This window comes from Kribbella sp., assembly GCF_035687465.1.
GTDB lineage: Bacteria > Actinomycetota > Actinomycetes > Propionibacteriales > Kribbellaceae > Kribbella.
In genome coordinates this window covers 1-8,823 of the sequence record NZ_DASRXP010000219.1, presented here as the reverse complement: position 1 = coordinate 8,823, position 8,823 = coordinate 1, and the positions used below count along the sequence as shown (strand labels likewise).

Genomic DNA, 8,823 nt, shown 5'->3' with positions numbered 1-8,823 from the left:
GAGATTTCCCCCGAGAGGAGTAGGCCACAGAAAGTGACGTTTGACCAGCCTTCCGCCACGCACCGTTCCGGACCATCGGCGATGCGGATATCCTGCCGCGAGATGAATGGGGGACCGGATGGAACCGGGAACAGTGGTGTGGCGGGAGACCGCCCAGTCGCTGCTGCGGCACAAGTGGCTGATCGTCGGCTGCATCCTGCTGGGCACCCTCGGCGCGGCCGTCTTCTCGCTGGCCCAGACCGAGCGCTGGACCGCGTCCAGCCAGGTCGTGATCGGCCCGGCGGTACCGCCGGCCCTGGTCGCCAAGCTGCCCAGCGGTACCGACAAGACCGGCCCGCTCGGGATGGATCTGCCGGCCGAGACGCAGGCGCGGGTGATGGCCAGCCCGGCGTTGCTGCGCGAGGTGGCCAAGTCCCTCGACATGCCCACCACGGACGACTCGGTGGAGGCGCTGGCCAGCGTCACCCGGGTCAAGGCCGTGACCGACAACGCGTACCTGATCACTATCGACGGCCCGACCGCCGATGAGGCCGTACGCCGGGCCAACGCCATCGCCCGGATCTACCTGGCCCAGCGGAGCAACGAGGCCAAGGCACTGCTGACCACCCTCGCCGGACAGGCATCGGACCGGTCCCGAACAGCGACGGCCCAGTCGAAGACCCTGGTCAGCCAGATCGCCGAGGCCGTCAGCAGGGGCGACACGCAGACGGCCGCCGCGCTCCGTGACCAGCGGGTCGGCCTCGCCACCGAGGCCCGGCAGGCTGCCGACGACGCGTCCGCGATGAAGAAGGCCCTGACGGGTGTCGGTTCGAGCAGCCAGTTGGTGACGCCCGCGACCAGTGATGCCGCGACCTCCTCGCCGCTGGTGTATCGCGACATCACCGTCGGCGCGATCCTCGGCCTGGTGCTCGGGTTTGGTCTAGCCCTCCTCAGCACCCACCTGAGCCCGTTCGTCCTGACCCGCGACCAGGCGGCCCGGGCCGCCGGTGCGCCGGTCATCACGGCCTCCGTCGGGGGGCGCCGCCGCTTCTGGCGCCGGGCCGCTCCGCAGCTACGGCCGTCGGAAGTCACCGCCCTCGGTGCCGAGGCGAGCGGTGCGCTGGCCCGCCGCGAGCTCAACCCGCGCGGCATCGGTGCCAGCGGCGCCGGGGCGCTCCTCGTGGTGTCGGCCTCGCCGACGCCGAACTCGGCCGGTATCGCGCTGGCCATGGCCGAGGCGAGTGCGCGGGACGGGCGGGAGACATTGCTCGTCCTCGCGGATCTGGGTGGGATGCCGGTGCTCTCGCACGTGACGGACCACGAGGGCCTGACCGATCTGGTGATGGAGCCCGCCGGGACTCGCGCAGTACGGGCTCGCAAGCTGTTCCGTCCGGGCACGGTCGCTGACCTTTATGTGCTGCCGCCCGGTCTGAACCACGATGATTCGGCGCTGGCCGTCGGACCGTCACTGGTGCCTGGGATCGTGGCCGATCTGCCGCCGGGCTACTCGGTGGTGATCCACGGACCGGCCGCGGTGGGACGGCACGGGATCACCCCGCTGGCTGCTGCAGTGGATGCCTCCGTGCTGGTGGTTCAGGTGGGACACGACAAGGACACCGATGTCAGTCGGCTGACCGCCGCGCTGCGGTTCGCGGGTGCGCCGGTGCTGGGCGTCGTACTGATCGGTGCTTCGCTGCACGACGAGACACTCGGCATCCCCGTGAACTTCACCCCGGCCGAGCCTGCTCCCGTGCCCCCGATCCGCTAAGAAGTATGACTCTGTTGGCGCCGCCGGTGCCGGGAACCACCGACACCGACCAGGAGATCGAGAAGGCCGGCTGGTTCTGGTTGCTCTTGTGGTGCCTGCTGGTGCTCGGAGTGCAGCCCTGGTCGGCCCGGGCGGCCGCGCCTCAGGGCACCACCGGTTCGACCAACAGCATGCTGAAGGGCGCGCTGCTGATCGCGGTTTTCCTGGTCGTGCTGGCGGCGACCAAGCCGGGCTTCCGGACCAGGATCAGCCCGGCCACCAACCTGTATGTCGTCTATGTGCTGTTCGCGAGCGCCACCGCGTTCCTGTTGACCGAACCGCTCAGCCCGTTGCTCCGGCTGGCCCGGCTGCTGCTCGGGTTGATGCTGATCTTCCTGTTCTGGCGTCCACTGATCCAGATCCCCGAACGTCTGATCCGGGCCCACCTGATCGCCCATCTGTTGCTCGCGGCGACAGTCGTGCTGAGCGTGCTGTGGGATCCGGCGCAGGCCTGGCGACCGCTGAACTCCTTCGGTACCGGTTTCCGGCTGCAAGGCGTCATCATCCCGATGCTGCCGCCGCGCGTCGGCGAGGTCGGCGCGATCCTGCTGGGGCTGGCGATCATCGCCCTGGTGGCTCGGAAGATGCCGGTCATCCCGGCGGGCATGATGATCGGGCTCGGCCTGGTCCTGGTCGCCCTGAGCCGGACCCGTACGGCGGCCGCGGCGGTCGGGTTCGGCCTGGTGCTCGCGTTGCTGCTGACCCGCAAGACGTGGGTCGGGCGGGTAGCGACGTTCGCAGTACCGGCGCTGGTCGGTCTGGTCTTCCTGTCCGTGCCGTCCCTGCATACGTGGCTGCTCCGAGGGCAGGGGGCCGCGCAGATCAGTTCGTTGAGCGGCCGGACCACCAGTTGGCAGTACGTGTTGGACGAGGACGTGTCTCTGCAGACCGCGATCATCGGGCACGGGCTCGGCAACAAGCGCGTGCTGCTGACGCGGGGTGAGGGCGACGTCGACGTGATGGCGATCGACAACAGTTGGCTCAGCCTCTACTGGGAGACGGGTCTGCTCGCTGTCACGATCGTCGGGATCGCGCTGATCGTCGCGTGGATCTCCGTGCTCCGCGCGCCCACGCCGTACGTGAAAGCTAGCGGCGCGCTGCTGCTCGGGTACGTCACCGCCGCCTCGCTGAACGAGAGCGGGCTGTCCGACCTGAGCTCGATGACCCTCCACCTGCTCGTCGCCGCCGCGGTCTGTGACGCCGACCGATTACGCGCCCGGGCCAGAGCTCTCACTTAGCTGGAGACACTGTCCTTGTCGAAGCCGGCCGCCTGCCATTGGGTCCAGGTCATCGTGCGGCCGCGGTAGGCGAAGCGTTCGGCCTGCTGGTCACCGATGCGGTAGGTGTTCCGGCTGAAGGTGATCGCGCCGTCCTGGGCGGGGGAGTTCTTGTTCTCGACCACTCCGGTACTGGCGGTCTCGGAGTCCATCACCACCTGGTTGGACTCGATCACGATGTCGCGCAGGACGTAGCGGCCGCGCGGTCCGTCGCCGCGGGTGCGGGACTGGATCGAGATGCCGTTGCGGTTGCCGCGGATCAGGTTGCCGGTGACGCGGACCTCGGACGACGTGTTGATGTTGATCCCGCCGCCGTCCCACAGACTCGGGCCCGAGTTCCGGCCGGTGCCGAACCCGTTGCCCTCGACGGTGTTCTGCTCGATCACGGCCTGGTAGCTGATCTCGTACCGGATCCCGTCAGCGGCGTTGTCCTTGATCCGGTTCCCCTTGATCACCCGGTCGTACTCCGCGATGTCGCTCCACATCCCGATGCCGCGGTTGGCCACGATGTCGTTGCGGGACACCTCACCGGACGACCTGGTCGACTTGATCCCGCCGGACTCCCAGTCGGCGATCCAGAATCCGTCGGTGTTGTTCCTGGTGACCAGATTCTCGGTGATCCGGACGCCCGCCGAGCTGTACTGCCCGATGCCGAGCTGCCCGTTGTCGGCCACCACATTGCGCTGCAGGACGGCCTTGTCGCCCTGGATGATCATGATGCCGACCGCATGGTTCCAGCGGACCTCGTTGTCGCTGACCTTCCAGCCGGTCCCGACCTGGAGCGCACCGCCTTGCGGCTTGCTGGCGAAGTGCTCGATGGTGAGGCCAGTGATCGTGACGTCGGTCGCGGACTTGTCGATCGCCGTCTCGGTCCGGGACAGCTCGACGTCGAGCTTCCGCACGTCGTCCGCCACGTAGATGGCGTTCGTGGCGTAGTCGCCGAAGAAGGTCCCGGGCTTCACCGCATCCCGTGACATCACGCGGGTTAGGTGCTTGCCGTTCACGAAGAGCTGCTCGCCCGGCCGGCAGGGGTTGGTCTTGTTGTCCTCGCACTGGCCCTTCAGCTCGTACGCCGCCGGCAGCGCGCCGCGAGCCACCCAGTACTCGCCGTCCCGTCGCCAGGTGGTGAGGGGGATCGAACCGGTCAACACAGCGCCTTCGCTACTGGCCAGCGTCGCGCCGGCTCCTGGCCTGATGGCGCTGGTGATCCGGTGCAGCCCTTTGCTGAAGCAGAACGTGGTGGCGGCCGGGTGCTGGTCGATCACCTGCTGCGGATCCTGCTCCGGCGTGACCGTGACTCCGGCGCACTTGGGCGCGAAGGCAGGGCCGATCGCATCCAGCTGGAGCTCATTGGCCGGGGAAGGAGGAGTTGCAACCGTTGGTTGGTCACTGCAAGCGCCCAGCATCAAGAGCAGCGCCGCGGCAACAGCGACCGAGGCAATCCCGCGACTCATCAAATCCCCCAAGAGCAGGCCCCGCCGACAAAGTTGCCCAACTCTAAGGGGTCAGCCGAGGTACGTGGTGCGGGCCAGGTTGTAGGCGAGGTCCTGGGCGACCTCGAACGCGTCGTCCTCGTCCAGCCGGTGCTCGAGCACCAGGTTCGCGAGGTAGCCCGCGTCGATCCGCCGGGCCAGGTCGTGCCGCGCTGGGATGGACAGGAAGGCGCGGGTGTCGTCGACGAAGCCGGTGGTGTTGTAGAAGCCCGCGGTCTCGGTCACGAGGTCGCGGAACCGCCGCATGCCACCAGGGCTGTCCAGGAACCACCACGGCGCGCCCAACCGGACACTCGGGTAGACGCCGGCGAGTGGAGCCAGCTCCCGCGAGTACGTGGTCTCGTCCACCGTGAACAGCACCATCCGGAACCCGTCGACATGCCCGAAGCGCTCGAGCACCGGCCGCAGCGACCTGGTGAACTCGGCCGCCACAGGGATGTCGTGCCCCTGGTCCGGCCCGTACGTCGAATAGATCCCGGCATGGTGATCCCGCAGTACGCCCGGGTGGAGCTGCATGACCAGCCCGTCCTCGGCCGACATCGCCGCCATCTGGAACAACATGTGCCCGGCGAACGCGGCGGCGTCGTCAGCGGACACCTCGGCGCGCAGCGCGTCGGCGTAGATCCGCTCGGCGGTCGCGCCGTGCAGGGGTACGGCGGCCGCGCTGAGGTGCCCGTGGTCCGTCGCCCGAGCGCCCGCGGCCACGAAGGCCTGACGTCGCTGCCTCAGCGCCTGCAGATAGCCGGCGTACGACGTGGTGTCGGTGCCGGCGAGTTCGCCGAGCTGGCGGGCGAGGTCGCTCCACCCCGGCCGGTCGACGTGGACCACAGCGTCGGGCCGGAAGGTCGGGATCACCCGGCCCGGCAGATCGGCGGCCACCTTGGCGTGCGGAGCGAGGTCGTCCGTCGCGGCATCGGTGGTGGAGATCACCTCGATGTTGAACTGGTCGAGCAACGCCCTCGGCCGGAACTGTGGTTCGGCCAGTCGCGCCGAGATCTCGTCGTACAGGGTGTCGGCCGTCTCGGCGGACGGGGCAACGGTGACTCCGAGGACCTCGGCGAACTCGTGTTCCAGCCAGTAGCGGCTCGGAGTACCGCGGAAGAGGTGCCAGTGGGAGCAGAACTCGCGCCAGATCTCGCGTGGTTCGGCGGTTCTGGTGCCGTCCCGCCGGGGCAGGCCGAGGCGGTCCGGCGGGACGCCCTGGGAGATCAGCATCCGGGTCACGTAGTGGTCCGGGACCACCAGCAGGTCGGCGGGATTGCCGAAGGGCTCGTCGGTCGCGAACAGGGTGGCGTCGACGTGTCCGTGCAGGCAGAGCAGCGGCAGTGCGCGGGTGGACTGGTGGATGCGCCGGGCCAGCTCGCGGGCCTCGCCGGCGGGCAGGGCACGGTCCGGGTGAGGCTGCAGAGCCTTCGGCATGGATCCTCCGTCAGACGTCGTGGCAATTCCTGCAAAGGATTGCAGTCCTGGCATTTCAGCACAAGTGGCGAGTCTGTGGCAGGCTTGTTGACACGCAGCTGCAACCGATTGCAGACTCTGCGCACCCGACCTTGGAGGTGGATGTGGCCGCGACCCTTCGTGATGTCGCCCGGCTGGCGGGCGTCTCCACCTCGACGGCCTCGCGGGCTCTGACGCTGCCCGAACGGGTCAACGCGGCGACCCGGGCGAAGGTCCAGGCGGCGGCGACCTCGATCGGCTACGCGCCGAACAAGGCGGCCCGCGGGCTGATCACCGGGCGGACCGGCACCATCGGACTGGTGCTGCCGGATCTCGCGAACCCGTTCTTCCCCAGCGTGGCGAAGGGCGTGCAGGCGCGGGCCCGGGCCGCCGATGTGGCCGTCTTCCTCGCGGACACCGACGAGGACGCCGCGGCCGAGGCCGGGCTGGTCCAGGCGCTGTCGAAACAGGTCGACGGCTTGATCCTCTGCTCGCCACGGATGTCCGTCGACGAACTGAACGCCGTCGCCGCCGACACGACGGTCGTCCTGGTCAACCGGCTGGTCGGCGACCTCCCGGCGGTGATCTTCGATCACCAGGACGGCATGCGCCAGCCGATCGCGCACCTGGTTGCCCTCGGCCACCGGCGGATCGCCTGGGTGGGTGGCCCTGCGACCTCCTGGTCCAGCGAGCAGCGCGGCAAGGGGCTGGCGGTCGCGGCCGCGGAGCTTGGAGTCGAGCTGATCGAGGTGGGCCATTTCCCGCCGCACTACGACGGCGGGATGGCGGCCGCTGACCAGGTGGTGGCCACCGGTGCGTCCGCTGTGGTCGCCTACAACGACCTGGTCGCGCTCGGCCTGCTTGCGCGCTTGCACACCCGGGGGATCGCGGTGCCGGGGGACTTGAGTGTGGTCGGGATCGACGACATCGCGATGTCCCGGATGGCCCGGCCCGCGCTGACCACCGTGCGAATGCCGAAGCAGCAGGCCGGCCGGCTCGCCGTGGAACTACTGCTCAGCCTGCTGGACGGTGTCGAGTCCGGCGCGCGCAAGACGCTGACGGTCGAGTTGATGGTTCGCGACTCGACCGGAGTGAACCAACGCCCAGAGGATGGAACGGTGTGATGGCGATCCCCGACGTACTGGTGCTCGGCGAGATCCTGGTCGAGCTCAGCTCCACCGAACCGCTCGACGCGGGCACGAACCTGACCCTCAACTTCTCCGGTGACGCGCTCAACGCGGCCGCTGCCTCCGCTGCGGCCGGCGCCCGGACCGCGCTGCTCGCGCGGGTCCCGGACGACGAGCTGGGCGATCGGCTGCTCGACCGGGTGGTTGCTCTCGGCATCGACACCTCCCTGGTCATCAGGGTGCAGGGTCAGCACGGTCTTTATCTGCAGCACGCTGATCCGTCCGGCGCGCGGGAGTTCACCTACGTTCGGCGGGGGAGCGCAGGCTCGGGGCTGGGGCCTGGCGATGTTCCCGTGGACCTGGTTGCCGAGGTAGGCGCCGTTCTCGCCAGCGGGATCGCTTGTGCGATCTCGCCGCTCTCGGCTCAAGCGGTCCGCGTGGCTGCCGCGAATTCCCGGTGCTTCGTCTACGACCCGAACTGGCGACCGAGGTTGGTGGATGCCGCCGGCGCGGCGGATCACCTGCGCGCGCTCGCGCAGTACACGAGGCTGGTGACGCCTGCCTGGCCCCGCGAGGCGCACCTCGTGAGCGCCTCCGACGACCCGATCGCAGCCTGTACCGCGCTCAGGGGGCTCGGCGTGCAGGCGGTCGCCTTGACCCGCGGGGTCGAGGGGGTCCTGCTGGACGACGGCGGGCGGATCGTCGAAGTGCCCGTGATCGAGGCTCCGACGGTCGTCGACCAGACCGGGGCGGGGGACTCGTTCGCCGGGACAGTGACGGCAAGGCTCGCGTTGGGCGATGAGTTGGTGGATGCCGTTCGGCTAGGTGTCGCGGCGGCCTCGTTGTCGGTCGGTGGACTGGGCGGGACCGGTTATGTCGCGACGCTCGAGGAGACCCGGGCGCATGCGGCCCACGGAACAGCGGAGGTATCGGCATGAGTCAGCGATTGTCCCTGGTGAACCTGCCGGCTGAGTTCGCCCCGGTGGTGGATCCGCGCGAACTGACGGTCGGGATCGTGCACCTCGGGCTCGGCGCGTTCCATCGCGCCCACCAGGCTGTCTTCACCGAGCAGGCGGCCCGGGTGACCGGCGACGCTCGCTGGGGGATCGCAGGAGTGAGCCAGCGATCGGCGAGCGTGCGAGACCAGTTGGCTCCGCAGGACGGCCTCTACTCGGTGCTCGAACGGGGGCTGGGAGCGCCGACCATCCAGGTGATCGGGAGCATCCGCGAGGTGCTGACCGCGCCGGAGGATCCGGAGGCGGTGGTCGCGCGGATCGCAGACCCAGCCGTGGCGGTGGTGACGCTGACTGTGACCGAGAAGGGCTATCGGGCTGCGGGTGGAGGCGGTCTCGACCTGACGGATCCGGAGATCCTGGCTGATCTTGCCGGGCGACCACCGAGGACGGTGGTGGGGCAGTTGGCTGCCGGGTTGGCGCGTCGCGCGGAGACCGGGGCGGCCCCGTTGACGGTGCTGTCCTGTGACAACCTGGTTGCTAATGGCCCCTTTCTCCGTCGGTTGATGACGGACTACGCGGAGGCCTCCTCGCTGAAGGGTTTGCCGGGCCAACTGGGGGCGGCGCGGTTCCCGGCGAGCATGGTGGATCGCATCGTGCCGGCGACCACGGCGGCCGATCGGGATGAGGCTGCGCGGTTGCTCGGCGTACGGGATGAGGCTGTGGTGGTGGCCGAGCCGTTCCTGCAGT

At 69.4% G+C, this 8,823-nt stretch carries 7 protein-coding genes; 5 read left to right on the top strand and 2 right to left on the bottom strand.

The window, feature by feature from the left end; all coding sequences use genetic code 11:
• Nucleotides 1-118 precede the first annotated feature (118 nt).
• Both VFG33_RS11135 and VFG33_RS11130 read left to right on the top strand, forming a co-directional pair.
• Entirely contained in the window at nucleotides 119-1,747 is a 1,629-nt protein-coding gene (locus VFG33_RS11135) for a Wzz/FepE/Etk N-terminal domain-containing protein (RefSeq protein ID WP_325025215.1), read from the top strand.
• 5 nt (nucleotides 1,748-1,752) lie between these two features.
• Nucleotides 1,753-3,024, top strand: a complete 1,272-nt coding sequence (locus VFG33_RS11130; protein ID WP_325025213.1) for an O-antigen ligase family protein — start codon at nucleotides 1,753-1,755, stop codon at nucleotides 3,022-3,024.
• Here the strand turns inward: VFG33_RS11130 and VFG33_RS11125 are convergent.
• Both VFG33_RS11125 and uxaC read right to left on the bottom strand, forming a co-directional pair.
• Nucleotides 3,021-4,517, bottom strand: coding sequence for a right-handed parallel beta-helix repeat-containing protein (locus tag VFG33_RS11125; protein ID WP_325025211.1), 1,497 nt, complete (start codon nucleotides 4,515-4,517; stop codon nucleotides 3,021-3,023). The two genes, VFG33_RS11130 and VFG33_RS11125, sit on opposite strands and share 4 nt — an antisense overlap.
• A 51-nt stretch (nucleotides 4,518-4,568) precedes the next feature.
• The gene (uxaC, locus tag VFG33_RS11120) at nucleotides 4,569-5,975 is read right to left on the bottom strand and encodes a glucuronate isomerase (RefSeq protein ID WP_325025209.1); all 1,407 of its coding nucleotides are present in this window, start codon (nucleotides 5,973-5,975) and stop codon (nucleotides 4,569-4,571) included.
• Between the two features lie 143 nt (nucleotides 5,976-6,118).
• Here uxaC and VFG33_RS11115 point away from each other — a divergent pair, with 143 nt between their 5' ends.
• The 3 genes from VFG33_RS11115 to VFG33_RS11105 all read left to right on the top strand — a co-directional run.
• A complete protein-coding gene (locus VFG33_RS11115; RefSeq protein ID WP_325025207.1) occupies nucleotides 6,119-7,117 on the top strand; it encodes a LacI family DNA-binding transcriptional regulator in 999 nt (332 codons plus the stop codon).
• Nucleotides 7,117-8,058 (top strand): sugar kinase, encoded by a 942-nt coding sequence (locus VFG33_RS11110; RefSeq protein ID WP_325025205.1) that lies wholly within the window; start codon nucleotides 7,117-7,119, stop codon nucleotides 8,056-8,058. Before VFG33_RS11115 ends, VFG33_RS11110 begins: the two co-directional genes overlap by 1 nt.
• A partial coding sequence (locus tag VFG33_RS11105; protein ID WP_524538128.1) for a mannitol dehydrogenase family protein occupies nucleotides 8,055-8,823 on the top strand: 769 nt, incomplete at its 3' end. The genes VFG33_RS11110 and VFG33_RS11105, both read left to right, overlap by 4 nt.